The following is a 14435-nucleotide window of genomic DNA, read 5'->3' on the forward strand; positions in this document are numbered from 1 at the left end:
CAAACAGGCCGGCACTCTACCGCCCCAGCCTTAACGCCGGGTTGACGCAACGCCTCTCATTCGACTGTTTCGGCTGCGTCGACGATGCGGAAAGCGGCCTGTGCCCTGCCCTGGAAATGATCGAGGGTAACCGATCCGGCCAGATGCAGCGGCCTGTCGCCCCCGGCCAGAAGCCGTTCCGCCAGCGGCGTGCCGCCGGCCCTGAACGCGACGGCGGAGACGGCGGCGCCGTCCGGAGCCGCCAGGCGCAGGCGCACATGCCCCCCCGCCCCGAAAAGCTGCGCATTCTGCACACGGTGGCGTGGCATCGCGAAGACGGGTTGCGCGTGGCCAGAGCCGTAGGGGCCGGCGCGGCGCAGGGTTTCCGCCAGGTCCAGCGTCAGGCCGCGCGCCGAAATCGCGCCGTCGAGGCGCAGCCCGTCGGCGTCGCGGAGCGCCTCGACCTTGTCCGAAGCGGCCTCTTCGATGAAGTGGCGCAACGCGCCGAGCCGGTCGCGCCGGATGGTCAGCCCGGCAGCCATGGCGTGGCCACCGCCCTTTTCGAGGATGCCGGCCAGCACCGCCTCGCGCACCAGTCCGCCGATGTTGAAGCCCGGTATCGAGCGCGCCGAACCGCTGCCCTTGCCGGCCGCGTCGAAGGCGATGGCGATGGCCGGACGGTTGAAGCGCTCCTTCAGCCGTGCCGCCACCAGCCCCACGATGCCGGGGTGCCAGTTCTCGCGCGCGGTGACGAGCACGGAAGGGCCGGGGCCGTCGCCCTGCTCGCCCAGAACCTCCAGCTCGGCCTGGTCGAGCATGGCGCGCTCCATCGTCTGCCGCTCTTCGTTCAGGAGATGGAGCCGGCCGGCAATCTCGTCGGCCTCGTCGATGTCGGCGACCGTCAACAGACGGCTGCCCAGCGCCGGATCGCCGATCCGTCCGCCGGCGTTGATGCGCGGCCCCAGCAGAAAACCCAGATGATGCGACGAGATAGGGCCCGACAGGCGCGCGGCGCGCGCCAGTGCGGCAAGGCCGACATTGCGTTGTGCGCGCATCGCCGCCATGCCACGGATGACGAAGGCCCGGTTGAGGCCGAGCAGCGGCACCACGTCGCACACCGTGGCGAGCGCCACGAGGTCCAGCTCGTCCATCAGGTCGGGCAGGTTCGACACGCCGCGCGCCCGCAGGACGCGCGACACGGAAACGAGCGCCATGAAGACGACGCCGGCCGCGCAGAGATGGCCGAGGCCGGACAGATCGTCCTGCCGGTTGGGATTGACGACGGCGAGAGCCGCGGGCAGCTCGGCCCCCGTTTGATGATGATCCAGCACCACGACGTCGGCGCGCCCGGCCACGGCGGCGATGGCCTCCGGGCTGGTCGTCCCGCAATCCACCGTTACGATCAGCGTGGCTCCGGCATCCGCCAATGCCGTCAGGGCCGCCGGGTTGGGGCCATAGCCTTCCGTCAGCCGGTCCGGGATGCGGATCGGGGCATGAATGCCGAACCGCAGCAGATAGCGATGCAGCAATGCGGCGGATGCGGCGCCGTCGACGTCATAATCGCCGAAGATGGCGATCCGCTCCTTGCGCGCGATGGCGTCGGCGATCCGCGCCGCGGCCACGTCCATATCCGTCAGGGTGGACGGATCGGGCATCAGGTCGCGGATCGTTGGCGCCAGGAAGCGTTCCGCCTGGTCGGGCGCGACGCCGCGCGCGGCCAGCACCCGTGAAACGATGTCGGGCAGGCCGAGGGCCTGACTCATCTGCGTGGCCAGCGCCTCGGAACGCGGATCGAGGGCATGGACCCAGCGCCGTCCCCCCAGCGAACGCTCGACGTTGAGAAAGATCCGCTCCGTACCGAAGGCCGACATCAGAGACCGAATTTTTCCCGGTCGTAGTGGCGCGCGCGGATGTGGCGGACCGTCCGTGAGTAGGAGCGCATCACCAGCGTATGCGTCTCGATGCGGTTGGCATACATGCGCACGCCGTTCAACAGGTTGCCGTCCGTCACGCCGGTCGCCGCGAAGATGACGTCGCCGCAGGCAAGGTCGTCCAGTGTATAGATGCGATATGGGTCGCGTACGCCCATTTCCTCGGCGCGGGCGCGCTTCTCGTTGGTGTTGAGCTGCAGGCGGCCTTCCATCTGGCCCCCCATGCAGCGCAACGCCGCGGCCGCCAGCACCCCCTCCGGCGCGCCGCCGATGCCCATATAGACGTCGATACCCGTCTCTTCGGGGTCGGTCGTATGGATGACGCCGGCCACGTCGCCATCGCCGATGAGGCGGATGGCGGCGCCGAGGGCCCGGATTTCCTCGATCAACTGCGCGTGGCGCGGCCTGTCGAGGATGCAGGCGGTGACCTGCGATACCGGAACGCCCTTCGCCTCGGCCAGCGCGGTGAGGTTTTCGGAGGCGCTGCGACGCAGGCTGACGATGCCCGGCGGATAGCCCGGCCCGATCGCGATCTTCTCCATGTAGACGTCGGGCGCGTTGAGAAGACTGCCCTTGGCGGCGACGGCGATGACGGTGAGCGCGTTGGGCAGGTTCTTGGCACAGATGGTGGTGCCTTCGAGGGGGTCGAGGGCGATATCGACGCCGGGCCCCTCGCCCGTGCCGACCTCCTCGCCGATGAAAAGCATCGGCGCCATGTCGCGCTCGCCCTCGCCGATGACGATGCGCCCCGCGATATGCATCCTGTTGAGTTCGCGGCGCATCGCATCGACGGCCGCCTGGTCGGCCGCCTTCTCGTCGCCCCGGCCGCGCCACAGAGCCGCAGCCACGGCGGCGCGCTCCGTAACCCGGGCGATTTCGATGGACAGCACCCGGTCCAGCGGGTTCTGCCTTTGGCTTTCACTCATTGCCATGCCTCCCAGAAGAACCGGAACCGACACTGTCAGGCCAGCTTCTCGATGCGGATCATGCGCGGGTCTCCCCGCAGGTGGCCATCGCGTTGCACGGCGTCGAGCGCCTTGCGTACCGCTGCCTCCGTCGTGTCGTGCGTGATCAGGATGACGGGCGCAACGCCGCCATCCTCGTCTTCGCGGCGGCGCTGGACGATCGATTCCAGCGATATCTGGTTTTCCGCCATCCGCCGGGCGATGGCGGCGAAGGCGCCTACCTCGTCGGCCACCTGCAGCCGGATATAGTATCCCCCTTCATGCGCCCGCATGCGCGCCCGGCGATAGGGCGCCAGCTGCTGCGGCGCGATGCCCAGCGTCGGGACGCTGGTGCCGGCAGCCACATCCAGTATATCGGACAGGACGGCGGAGGCCGTCGCGGCGCCACCGGCGCCGGGCCCGGCAAGCAGGATGGAGCCGAGAAGGTCGGTATCCACGGCAACCGCGTTGACGACCCCGTCCACGCGCGCCAGCGCCGCATTGGCGGGGATCATCGTCGGATGGACGCGCTGCTCGATGCCGGTGTCGGTGCGCTGCGCCACGGCCAGCAGCTTGATGCGGAAGCCGAGTTCGGATGCCGCGCGGATATCCTCCAGCGTGATCTGCGAAATGCCCTCGATGTAGATGGCATCGAGATCGATTTCGCAGCCGAATGCCAGCGAGGTCAGGATTGCCAGCTTGTGGGCGGCATCGAAGCCGCCGATGTCGAAGGTCGGGTCCGCCTCGGCATAGCCGAGGCCCTGCGCCTCGGCCAGGACGTCGGCGAAGGCGATGCCCTCGCGCTCCATCCGCGTCAGCATATAGTTGCAGGTGCCGTTGAGGATGCCGTAGACCCGGGTGACGCCGTTGCCGCGCAGGGCCTCGCGCATGGTCTTGATGATGGGGATGCCGCCCGCCACGGCCGCCTCGAACAGGATGGTGGTATTTTTGCGCTGGGCGAGCTTGGCAAGCTGCACGCCATGATGCGCCAGCAGCGCCTTGTTGGCGGTGACCACCGGTATACCGCGGTTGAGGGCGGCGCGCACGCTGTCCAGTGCCGGCCCGTCCGACCCGCCGATCAGCTCGACATAGATATCGATGTCGCCTTCGGCCGCCAGCTTTACCGGATCGTCGAACCAGGTCGCGGCTGAAACGTCGACGCCCCGGTCGCGGCTGCGGTCGCGGGCGCTGACCGCCGACAGAACCACCGTGCGGCCGATCGTATCGGAGAATTGCTCCCGCTTGCCGGCCAGGATACGCGCGACCGACGCGCCAACGGTGCCAAGCCCGGCCAGGCCGAGCTTCAAGGGGGAAGCCATCACGATCCTCTACGTTCTCATGCCCCGGGGCGAGACGCCCGGGAGCCCTATCACTGGATTGCATCACGCGGATGTCCGCGCACCCGCGATGCGGGTGCAGGCATCAGACAGCCGATGCCACCTTCTGCCCCGCCTCGTCGCCGCTTGCAAGAAACCGGCGAATATTGCGTGCCGCCTGCCGGATGCGATGCTCGTTCTCGACCAGCGCGATCCGGACATGGTCGTCGCCATATTCACCGAACCCGATGCCCGGCGCCACGGCGACATCGGCCTTTTCGATCAGCAGCTTGGAGAACTCCAGAGAGCCCATGTCCCGGTAGGGGGCCGGAATCGGCACCCAGGCGAACATGGTGGAGGGCGGCGGCGGCACCTGCCATCCCGCACGGCCGAACGATTCGACCATGACGTCGCGGCGGTGATGATAGATGTCGCGCGCATGGCGCACCACCTCGTCGCCGGCGTTGATGGCGGCGGCGGCAGCGACCTGGATGGGCGTGAAGGCCCCGTAGTCGAGATAGGATTTCACACGCGCCAAAGCGGCGATCAGCCTTTCGTTGCCGACGGCGAAGCCGACCCGCCATCCCGGCATGGAGAAGGTCTTGGACATGGAGGTGAACTCCACCGCGACGTCCATCGCGCCTTCGACCTGCAGGACCGAGGGCGGCGGGGCGCCGTCGAAATAGATCTCGGCATAGGCGAGGTCCGACAGGATGATGATCTCGTTGCGACGGGCGAAGTCCACCACTTCGCGGTAGAAGTCGAGATCGGCCTGGTAGGCCGTCGGATTGGCCGGATAATTGAGGATGATGGCGATCGGCTTGGGGATCGAGTGCCGCACCGCGCGGTCGATGGCCCGCATGAACTCTTCATCGGGACGCGCCGGGATGGAGCGGATCGTGCCGCCCGTCATCAGGAAGCCGAAGGCGTGGATGGGATAGGTCGGGTTGGGGCACAGCACCACATCGCCGGGCGCGGTTATGGCCTGCGCCATGTTGGCGAAGCCTTCCTTGGAGCCCAGCGTGGCAACGATCTGCGTATCCGGGTTCAGCTTCACGCCGAAGCGGCGCTCGTAATAGGCGGCCTGGGCGCGGCGCAGCCCGGCAATGCCCTTGGACGCGGAGTAGCGGTGGGTACGGGGATCGCGAATCGCCTCGCACATCTTGTCCACCACGAAGGCCGGCGTCGGCAGGTCCGGGTTGCCCATGCCCAGATCGATGATATCGACCCCGCGTGCGCGCGCCGCGGCCTTCTTGCGGTTGACCTCTTCGAAGACGTAAGGCGGAAGCCTGCGGACCTTGTGAAACTCTTCCATCGTGATTGTCCTTGCGCCGATTTGGGGTTCTTCGACCCGGCCACCCGAAGGACGGCAACAACGAGCGTGACCGGGAAATCATCCGGGGCAGCTCGCGTCGACGACGTCGTTTGCGGGCGCTCCCCTCAGTTCGTCTGGGCCGGACCGGCTGCCCGCACACGGGCCGCGGTAGCCTGCAACTCCGCCACGCTCTGCTGATAGCGCCCGGCACTGGAGGGGGCGGCTCCGCGCGTGGCGGCGCCGGCATGACGCTCGCGCGTTTCCACCACGGTCGCGTCGTCGACCTGGGTGGTAGCGGCGGTCGGATAAGCCCCGATGACCGGATATCCGTTCTTGTCGAGCCGCTGGTTGGACGGGCCCGGGTCGATCCTGTCCAGCACGGGCGAAAGGCGCAACGGTGCGTCGTTCTGCGGGAGATAGCTCTGGCAGGCCGCGACGAGGGGCAGACACGCCAGAAGTGCCATTGCACCAGCCCTGCCCTTCGCCATCCGCGCCATTGCGTTTCCCCTCACGTCCTACATCCTTCCATAATCGCCCTGCGCGAAGCAGGAAAGCGCAAATTTCATGGACGCGGTCGGGCGCGCCTGCGTGTTCACCTCCCGAATTGGCGCTATAGTATCGACTGTAAGCGCCAGGGAGACGCCTATGAGCCATTCCGCCGATACGGCCGAGGAAGGACTTGCGGCCTATGCCGTGAAGGATCCGGAAACCTTCGCGCTCAATATGGCGCGCGCCGTGGAACAGGCGGGCAAGGCGGCATCGGCATGGCTTGCCCCGCGTGAGAACGGCTCGATGGCCGACCCGGCCGGCGCCATCCATGCGGAGATGGCGGCCGCGCTGTCGGAGGTAGCGAATTACTGGCTGTCCGAACCGACCCGCGCCTTCCAGGCGCAGACGCGGCTGATGGCCGGCTATCTGGGTTTGTGGACGGCAGCCGCGCAACGGATGGCTGCGACCGAACAGCCGGCTGAGGAAACCCCCGCCGGCACCCCCGACAAGCGCTTCGCCGACCCGGAATGGCGACGGAACCTGTTCTTCGACTTTCTGCGGCAGGCCTATCTTCTGACCGCGCGATGGGCGCAGGACCTGGTCACGGAGGCCGAGGGCCTGGATGACGACACCCGCCAGCGGGCACGCTTCTATGTGGGGCAGATCCTGAATGCGATCTCGCCGTCCAACTTCGTGCCGACCAACCCGGAACTCTACCGGCAGACCGTGGCCGAGAACGGCCAGAACCTAGTACGGGGCATGACCATGTTTGCCGAGGACATGGCGCGCGGAGCCGGCACGCTGCGCCTGCGGCAGAGCGGCGGCGACGGATTCTGCGTGGGCGTCAACCTTGCTTTGACGCCCGGCGCCGTGGTGGCGGAAAACGACATCTGCCAGATCATCCAGTACGCGCCCGCCACGAAAACCGTCTTCAAGCGGCCGCTGCTCATCTGCCCGCCCTGGATCAACAAGTTCTACATCCTCGACCTGGCGCCCGGCAAAAGCTTCATTGGCTGGCTGGTCGAGCAGGGGCACACCGTCTTCGTGATCTCCTGGGTCAACCCGACCGAGCGCCACGCCGCCAAGGACTGGCTTTCCTATATCGACGAAGGGATCGTCTTCGCGCTGGACACGATCCGGAAGGCGACGCGCCAGACCGAGGTGAACGCCATGGGCTACTGCGTCGGCGGGACGCTGCTGTCGGCGGCGCTGGCGCTTCTGCACGCACGGGGCGACGACCGCATCAGGACGGCGACGCTGCTGGCGACCCAGGTGGATTTTACCGACGCGGGCGAACTCAAGGTCTTCGTGGACGAGCGGCAGATCGCGGCCCTGGACGCGGCCATGGCGGCCTCCGGAACGCTCGACGGCGGCCATATGGCGACCGCCTTCAACCTTCTGCGGTCCCAGGACCTGATCTGGCCCTACGTCGTCGGCAACTACATGAAGGGCAATGAACCGCCGCCCTTCGATCTTTTGTACTGGAACTCGGACGCCACGCGCATGACGCGTTCCAACCACTTGTTCTACCTGCGCAACTGCTATCTGGAGAATCGCCTGTCGCAAGGGCGGATGGAACTGGACGGCACGGTCGTCGACATGTCGTCGGTGACGATTCCGGTCTACAGCCTTGCGACCAAGGAAGACCATATCGCCCCGGCGCGCAGCGTCTATACCGGCACCCTGGCCTTCGGCGGCGACGTCACTTACGTGCTGGGCGGCTCGGGCCACATCGCGGGCGTCGTCAACCCGCCGGCGAAGGGCAAGTACCAGTACTGGACGGGACCGGCGCCCGATGCCGGCACGAGCTTCGACGCATGGGTACAGGCGGCAGGGATGACGCCCGGCTCGTGGTGGCCGCACTGGCAATCCTGGATCGAGCCCCATGCCGGAGCGAAGGTCAAGGCGCGCAAACCGGGCATCGGCGGCAAGACCATCGAGCCGGCGCCGGGGCGCTATGTGCGCGGGGCTTGAAGAGCGTGCTCCAAGGTGCGACATGAGGGGCAGCCAAATTCCTTGCAAGCGCAGTGCCCATGACGACCTACCTGGAAGCGGAAGCCAATCCGCAACGCAATACCGGCAGCATCCGCCTTTACGACGAAGCCGCCTTCGCCGGCATGCGGAAGGCTTGCCAGCTGACCGCCCGATGCCTGGACGAACTCGCCGGCCTCGTGGCGCCGGGCGTGCCGACGCAGGTGCTGGACGATTTCGTCTTCGATTTCGCCATGCGCAACGGCGCCCTGCCTGCAACCCTCAACTATCGCGGCTACACCAAGAGCACCTGCACCTCGATCAACCATGTCGTCTGCCACGGCATTCCCAACGACAAGCCGCTGAGGGAAGGCGACATCGTCAATATCGACGTGACGCTGATCGTCGACGGCTACTACGGCGATTCCTCGCGGATGTATCCGGTGGGCCGGATCAAGCGCGCCGCCGAGCGGCTCTGCGAGATCACCTACCGGTCGCTGATGCTGGCCATCGACGAGGTGAAGCCAGGCGCGCATCTCGGCGATATCGGCGCCGCCATCCAGGACTATGCGGAAGGAGAGCGCTGCTCCGTGGTGCGTGATTTCTGCGGCCATGGCGTCGGCAAGCTGTTCCATGACGCGCCGAACGTCCTGCATTACGGCCGGCGCGGCGAAGGGGCGGAACTCAAGCCCGGCATGATCTTCACCATCGAGCCGATGATCAATCTTGGACGGCCGCATGTGAAGGTTTTGTCGGACGGATGGACGGCCGTCACCCGGGATCGCTCGCTGACGGCGCAGTACGAGCATACGGTCGGCGTGACCGAAACGGGCTGCGAGGTGTTTACCTTCTCGCCCGGCGGGCTCGATACGCCCGGCATCGTCCTCGACCCGATCAATCTCTGAGACGACCCTGCATGGTCAAGCGTGGGCGGCGCGGCCTCGGCGAAGCGGCGGGTTTCGGGCTGGCGCGGCATGGCAGTCCGGCGCCGCACGAAGCGATCGCCGTTCCGGCGCTGCCGGATACACCTCATTATGCCGGGCACCGGGACCGGCTGCGCGAGCGTTTCGAGGCGGCCGGCGCGGATGCCCTGCCCGACTACGAGCTTCTGGAACTGGTTCTGTTCCGCTCCATCCCACGGCGTGACGTGAAGCCGCTGGCCAAGGCGCTGATCCGGCGCTTCGGCAGCATCGCCGACATTGCGGGGGCAAGCGTTCCGAGGTTGATGGAGGTCGACGGGATCGGGCACGCCACAGCGCTGGACCTGCGCATCATCGCGGCCTTCTCCAGCCGGGCCATGAAGGCCGATGTCGCCCGGCGCGACGTGCTGTCGTCCATCGCCAGCGTGGTCGACTATCTCGGCGCATCGATGGGGCAACTCGGCCGCGAACAGTTCCGCATCCTGTTTCTCGACAACCGCAATGGCCTTATCGCCGACGAGGTGCAGCATGAGGGCACGGTGGACTATACGCCCGTTACCCCGCGCGAGATCATGCGCCGCGCGCTGGAGCTGGACGCCGTCTCCATCGTGCTCTGCCACAACCATCCGTCCGGCGACGTGACACCGTCGCTCGCCGATATCGACATGACCCGGCAGATCATCGGCATGGCGACGCCGCTGGGCATCCGCGTCCACGACCATATCATCGTGGGGCGCGGCAAAAGCCTGTCGATGCGCACGGAACGTTATATCGACTGACGGCCCGGGGTCATTGCAGCCGGTGTTCCGAGCCGAACCGAAGTTCGCGCGGACGGATCAAGCCGTGATGCATGACGCTGACGGAATGGATGGTGGCCTCGACCTCTGCCCGCCAATGATCGAGAAACCTGTGCAGGCGCGGAAACTGGGGGGCGACATCCTCGAACTGCCAAAGGAAGCTCTGCAGGAAATCCGGATGGTCGGGCATGTGGTAGAGAACCTCCGCCGTGGTGGCGGAAAAACCGGAAAGCATCTTCTGGAACGCAGGATCTGCAACGCGACTGATCATGGACGCAACACTCCTTGGCGCAAAGCTGGCGGCCTTACGGCCGCACTTCAGGGATGCTGCGCCCAACCGGTTTCGGCCAAGCCGCGCACCATTAGGTGCAGCGCAAGAATCTTCCCAAAGTTTCAGCCTTTCGGCAAGTGCCCTCCGGTGGACAGTATCGCCTCCACCGTATCGATGTCGCAACTGGCCGTCGCCCCCAACTCCACCAGCCGGACGGGCGCGTAGTCACGGATCAGCCGTCTGGCGCCGGTATCGCCGGACAGCGTTTCGACCGCCGCCGCCATCGACGCCGGCAGGATGACGGGATTGCGCGTTGCGCTTCTATCCGTGGCGGCGACGACCGTTCCGGGTACGAAGGCAGCAATGAGCGCGTCGATATCTGCCGTGTCGAGCAAAGGCATATCGGCCGGCACCATCATGACGCCATCGGCCGGCATGCCGGCGGCAAAGCCCATCTTCACCGAGCCGGAAAGGCCCCCCTCGTGATCGGGGTTCACCAGGATACGGGTCGGCAACTCTTCGATCAGCGGCCTGAGCCTGTGCGCATCGTGCCCGAGAACGGTCACGATGCCGGCAAGGCGGCTGGCGGCAAGACAACGGATAATCCGCACGATCTGGGGAACGTCGGCGTACCGGGCCAGCAGCTTGTGGTGCGGGGCGGTGCGGCTGGACCGCCCCGCCGCCAGCACGACCGCCACCACTTCAGGCGGCAACGGACCCGCCGGTGGCAAGGTGGCGCGCGGTGCCGTGCCGGGCGGCGATAAGGGATGCGAGGATCGACACCGCGATCTCCGCCGGTGTCACCGACCCGATATCGAGGCCGATCGGCGCCTCTATCCGTGCGATCCGGGCTGCGGAAAGGCCGGCCTTGGCCAGCCGCTCGGTACGGGCGGCGTGCGATTTGCGGCTGCCGAGCGCACCGATGTAGAAAGCCGGCGAGGTACAGGCCGCAAGCAGGGCCGGATCGTCGATATCCGGATTGTGGCTCAGCGCGACGAGGGCCGTCCGGGCATCCAGCGGATGGCTGGCCAGATGATCCTGCGGCCACGCCTCATGTATCTCGAAGCCGTCGAAACGGGCGCCCGACGCAAAGGCCCCGCGCGGGTCCACGATGACGACGTCCAGCTCGGTCATGGCGGCCATTGCGGCAAGCGACTGGGCGATGTGCACGGCCCCGACCACGATAAGCCTTGGCTGCGGCAGGTACACCTTTACGAAAAGGCCACGCTCGGGCTGATGCATGCACGCAGACCTGCTTGCCATCGCCCCCGCGATCTCGTTGGCGAGGGCATCGCCTGCAAAGCCGGCGGCCAGGATGAGGCGGCTGTGGCCCGATTCGGTATCGGTCGCCAGCGCCACGGGGCGCCGGGCCCGGCGCTCTTCGTTGAGTGCGGACAGGATGGCGCGATCCATCAGGCGATCCGCTCGACGAGAATCCGGATACGCCCGCCGCACGACAGGCCGGCCTGCCAGGCGCTCTGGTCGGAAACACCGAACTCCAGAAGGCGCGGCTGTCCGTCGGCGATCACCTCCTGCGCCTCTGCGATCACGTCCGCCTCGACGCAACCGCCAGAGACGGAGCCCTCGAATGCGCCGTCGGAGGCGACCAGAAGATGGCTGCCGACCGGCCTCGGAGACGAGCCCCATGTTTCGACGACAGTGGCGAGCGCCGCCGGACGACCCTCGCTCGTCCAGGCTTCGGCCAGTTCGAGAACGTCCATGCTGGCCACCTTTCATTGCCCCTACAGGCTATGAAACTGGCGTTCCTTGTAGAGAAGGCTAGGCGCGGCAGGCGCGACCTTCAGCCCCACGACCTCGCCGATGATGACCCGGTGGGTCGCGACGATGCGCGAATCGGTGACGCGGCAGTCGAAACTGGCGAGCGCACCCTTCAGCATCGGGGCGCCGGTGGCGGCGGTTTCCCAGGCGGCCAGGGCGAAGCGTTCCTCGGCGGGCAGCTTCCCCTCGCCGGCGAATGCCCGTGCGACGGCCTCCTGCCCGGCCTCCAGCACGTTGACGGCGAAAGCGCCGTTTTCCGAGAAGCGGTCATTGCCGGCGCTGGAGAGGTTGAGGCACACGAGAAGCGTCGGCGGATCGTCCGATACGGAGCAGACGGAGGTAACCGTGGTGCCGCGCAAGCCGAAGCGACCATCTGTCGTGACGATATGGACGGCCGCCGCGAAATGGCTCATCGCGTTGCGGAAGTCGAAGCGATCGATCAACGGCCCTGTCAGCAAATCCATGTCCAAATCTCCCCGGCACATGCGCCGTACCGCCTTGCGGCGATGAGACGATCCACGTCCTCAGGGTAGAAGTTAAGCATCATGCACGGTTACACAACCTGCCCATTCGGGTGAGCGCCATCCATCACCGTCGCTTGCGGCCTCATGCTTTCAGCATATACGTTCGCGGGAATCCAGTGTCAGGAGCATACAGAGGGATGATCCGCAATTCGAGGTGGCTATCGGGCCCCGTGGCCTTGCTGGCCCTCCTGGCCCATCCGGCGCTGGCGCAGCAGGCGACCCTGGGTGTCGCCGCGCCGTTGAGCGGGCCTTACGAGACGCTCGGCAGGCAATTCGTCGAGGGCGTTCGTGCGGGGGCGCCCGGCCTTTCCATCACCGAGCGGGATACGCCGTGCACCCCGGAGGGCGGGCGCGATACGGCACTGGCCTTCATCGCCGCCGACATCACGCTGGCCGTCGGCTTCCTCTGTACGCCCTCCGCCGAGGCAGCCCTGCCCGCCCTTGCCGATGCGGGCGTACCCACAATGGTCGTGGGTGCGCGCAGCACCCGGCTGACGGATGTCCGGCGCGGGCAGGAGCGGCATGTCTGGCGCCTGGCGCCCCGGCCCGAGGGCGAGGCGCAGGCGCTCGCCGCCGCCATCGCCGATCTCTGGCCGGGCCTGCCCTTCGGCATCGTCGAGGACGGGTCGGTACGCGCTCGCAGCCTTGCCGACGAATTGCGCGCGGCATTGACGCTGCGCGGGATGGAGCCGGCGCTGGTGGACAATTACCGCCCCGCCGAAGACCGCCAATTCGCACTGGCGCGGCGCATAGCGCAAAGCGGCCTCACGCGGATCGTGGCTTTGGGCAACGTGGCCGACACGGCCATCATCCTGCGCGATGCGGCGTCGCTGAACATCGATCTCGCGGTGCTTGGCGGGGAGAACCTGATCGACGAGACAAGTGAGCCCCCCTTGCCCGACGGGGTGCGCGCGATTGCACCCAAGGGTTTCGCCATTGCCGATGCGGATGCGGCTGCACCGCGACGGGAGGGGTATTTCCTGGATGGCGAGGCAGCGGGCCAGATCGCCGCATCGGCCATCGACACGGCGCCGTCGCCCGGCGCGGCGTTGAGCGGACAGACGTTGGAGACAGTCGCGGGGCCGGTACGCTTCGGCCCCGACGGGGAATCCGGCATGCCCCGTTACGAGATGGTGGAATGGCTGGACGGTCGGTTCGTCGTGCAGCCGGAGGGTTGATCGTGGCTTGGCGCGCAGGCAGGCGAAATGCGTTGACGGACGTTGCAGGCATCGCGGTCGGGCATGCCGAGGATGCGCGGTTGCGCAGCGGCGTGACGGCCATTCTCTTCGACAGGCCGGCCGTCGCTTCCGTCGCCATCCATGGCGGCGCGCCCGGCACGCGGGAAACGCCGCTTCTGGATGCCGAAAACCTCGTTCCGGGGATCGATGGCATCTCGCTGTCCGGCGGCTCGGCATTCGGGCTCGACGCCGCATCCGGCCTGCAAGCTGCCCTGCGGGCGCAGGGCCGTGGCTTCGAGGTTGCCGGGATGCGCGTACCCATCGTACCGGGTGCCATCCTGTTCGACCTCATCAATGGCGGTGACAAGGACTGGGGGTTGCACTCCCCGTACCGGGACCTTGGCCATGCGGCCGCGCTGGCCGCCGGTGACGACAGGCGGGTGGGCACCGTGGGCGCGGGCTTCGGAGCAACGACGGCAGCGTGCAAGGGCGGCCTCGGAACGGCGTCCTGCGTGCTTCCAGGCGGCATCACCGTGGCAGCGCTGGTGGCGGTGAACGCGGTGGGCTCTCCCCTCTTTCCCGGCACACGCCATTTTCGCGCCGCTGCCTTCGAGATGAATGGCGAGTTCGGCGGGCTTGGTTTTCCGCCACGCACGCCGCAGGACAGCGCCACGCCCGCCACCAAGTTGAACCCGACGCCGGGCGGCAACACCACGATCGCCGTCATCGCCACCGACGCCATATTGGACAAGGCCGCAGCCAAGCGGCTGGCCGTTGCGGCGCATGACGGTTTTGCCCATGCACTATGGCCGGCCCATACCGATTTCGACGGCGATCTCGTTTTCGGCGTCGCGACGGGCGGCAGCGGCATCGCCCCCGACGCTGTCGCGCGCATCGACCTCGGCGCGGCGGCGGCCGCCGTCATGGCGCGCGCGATAGCGCGGGGCGTCCACGCCGCGCGCCCCGAGCCGGGCGACATGGTGCCGGCCTGGAGCACGCTGCGGATTGAGGCGCAGTAGCG

Annotated in this window: 15 protein-coding genes; 5 read left to right on the top strand and 10 right to left on the bottom strand. The window is 67.4% G+C overall.

The window, feature by feature from the left end:
• Positions 1-56: 56 nt before the first annotated feature.
• The 5 genes from recJ to IGS74_RS15210 all read right to left on the bottom strand — a co-directional run bounded on the left by recJ (position 57) and on the right by IGS74_RS15210 (position 5997).
• Positions 57-1850, bottom strand: a complete 1794-nt coding sequence (recJ, locus tag IGS74_RS15190) for a single-stranded-DNA-specific exonuclease RecJ (protein WP_192387211.1) — start codon at positions 1848-1850, stop codon at positions 57-59.
• On the bottom strand, positions 1850-2842 hold the full coding sequence (gene glpX, locus IGS74_RS15195) for a class II fructose-bisphosphatase (RefSeq protein ID WP_192387213.1): 993 nt from the start codon (positions 2840-2842) through the stop codon (positions 1850-1852). The genes recJ and glpX overlap by 1 nt, the downstream gene beginning before the upstream one ends.
• Positions 2843-2871: 29 nt before the next feature.
• Positions 2872-4173, bottom strand: a complete 1302-nt coding sequence (locus IGS74_RS15200; RefSeq protein ID WP_039192426.1) for a homoserine dehydrogenase — start codon at positions 4171-4173, stop codon at positions 2872-2874.
• Between the two features lie 103 nt (positions 4174-4276).
• Complete coding sequence (locus tag IGS74_RS15205; RefSeq protein WP_039192423.1) at positions 4277-5485, bottom strand: LL-diaminopimelate aminotransferase; 1209 nt, start codon at positions 5483-5485, stop codon at positions 4277-4279.
• A 125-nt stretch (positions 5486-5610) separates the two neighbouring features.
• A complete protein-coding gene (locus IGS74_RS15210) occupies positions 5611-5997 on the bottom strand; it encodes a hypothetical protein (RefSeq protein ID WP_192387215.1) in 387 nt (128 codons plus the stop codon).
• 133 nt (positions 5998-6130) lie between these two features.
• Here IGS74_RS15210 and phaC point away from each other — a divergent pair, with 133 nt between their 5' ends.
• Genes phaC through radC form a run of 3 tightly spaced genes read left to right on the top strand, consistent with a single transcriptional unit; the run spans position 6131 to position 9644 of the window.
• On the top strand, positions 6131-7948 hold the full coding sequence (gene phaC, locus IGS74_RS15215) for a class I poly(R)-hydroxyalkanoic acid synthase (protein WP_192387217.1): 1818 nt from the start codon (positions 6131-6133) through the stop codon (positions 7946-7948).
• A gap of 59 nt (positions 7949-8007) precedes the next feature.
• A complete protein-coding gene (gene map / locus IGS74_RS15220; protein WP_192387219.1) occupies positions 8008-8850 on the top strand; it encodes a type I methionyl aminopeptidase in 843 nt (280 codons plus the stop codon).
• 11 nt (positions 8851-8861) lie between these two features.
• Entirely contained in the window at positions 8862-9644 is a 783-nt protein-coding gene (radC, locus tag IGS74_RS15225; RefSeq protein WP_192387221.1) for a DNA repair protein RadC, read from the top strand.
• A gap of 10 nt (positions 9645-9654) precedes the next feature.
• Here radC and IGS74_RS15230 read toward each other — a convergent pair whose 3' ends face one another.
• From IGS74_RS15230 to IGS74_RS15250, 5 genes are all read right to left on the bottom strand, one after another.
• Positions 9655-9933, bottom strand: a complete 279-nt coding sequence (locus IGS74_RS15230; RefSeq protein WP_192387223.1) for a hypothetical protein — start codon at positions 9931-9933, stop codon at positions 9655-9657.
• 122 nt (positions 9934-10055) lie between these two features.
• On the bottom strand, positions 10056-10646 hold the full coding sequence (locus IGS74_RS15235) for a nucleotidyltransferase family protein (RefSeq protein ID WP_192387225.1): 591 nt from the start codon (positions 10644-10646) through the stop codon (positions 10056-10058).
• On the bottom strand, positions 10636-11346 hold the full coding sequence (locus IGS74_RS15240; RefSeq protein WP_192387227.1) for an XdhC family protein: 711 nt from the start codon (positions 11344-11346) through the stop codon (positions 10636-10638). Before IGS74_RS15240 ends, IGS74_RS15235 begins: the two co-directional genes overlap by 11 nt.
• Positions 11346-11654, bottom strand: a complete 309-nt coding sequence (locus tag IGS74_RS15245) for an XdhC family protein (RefSeq protein ID WP_192387229.1) — start codon at positions 11652-11654, stop codon at positions 11346-11348. The genes IGS74_RS15240 and IGS74_RS15245 overlap by 1 nt, the downstream gene beginning before the upstream one ends.
• Positions 11655-11675: 21 nt before the next feature.
• The gene (locus tag IGS74_RS15250; RefSeq protein WP_052194810.1) at positions 11676-12176 is read right to left on the bottom strand and encodes a flavin reductase; all 501 of its coding nucleotides are present in this window, start codon (positions 12174-12176) and stop codon (positions 11676-11678) included.
• 197 nt (positions 12177-12373) lie between these two features.
• On the opposite strand from IGS74_RS15250, the gene IGS74_RS15255 reads away from it, so the two are divergent.
• Positions 12374-13414, top strand: coding sequence for an ABC transporter substrate-binding protein (locus tag IGS74_RS15255; protein WP_192387231.1), 1041 nt, complete (start codon positions 12374-12376; stop codon positions 13412-13414).
• Entirely contained in the window at positions 13375-14433 is a 1059-nt protein-coding gene (locus IGS74_RS15260) for a P1 family peptidase (protein WP_192387233.1), read from the top strand. Before IGS74_RS15255 ends, IGS74_RS15260 begins: the two co-directional genes overlap by 40 nt.
• Positions 14434-14435: the final 2 nt, after the last annotated feature.

Source organism: Aureimonas sp. OT7 (assembly GCF_014844055.1).
Taxonomy (GTDB): Bacteria; Pseudomonadota; Alphaproteobacteria; order Rhizobiales; family Rhizobiaceae; genus Aureimonas; species Aureimonas altamirensis_A.